Raw genomic sequence first — 219 nt, 5'->3', positions numbered from 1 at the left:
TGGATCACTCCGAGGATGCATGCTACGGCCAGCAGCCGCTGGCGTTCTACAACCACCACTATGGTTCGACCTGCTACTTGCCGCTGATGATTTTCGACGGCCAGTCGGGCGGCTTGATCGCGGCGGTACTGCGGCCCGGAAGGCGACCATTTGGCGAAGAGAACGCGATGATCATGCGGCGCGTTCTGAAGCGGATTCGCCACCACTTCCCCGATACGC

Annotated in this window: 1 protein-coding gene; it reads left to right on the top strand. The window is 61.2% G+C overall.

The features are described from left to right. Positions 1-219: transposase (locus tag F2P45_RS37600; RefSeq protein WP_187367282.1), on the top strand; the 219-nt coding region annotated here is incomplete at both ends.

This window comes from Massilia mucilaginosa (genome assembly GCF_011682145.1).
Lineage (GTDB): Bacteria > Pseudomonadota > Gammaproteobacteria > Burkholderiales > Burkholderiaceae_D > Telluria_A > Telluria_A mucilaginosa.
Note: the sequence above shows the minus strand (reverse complement) of the source record. Positions and strands in the feature narration are given on the sequence as shown.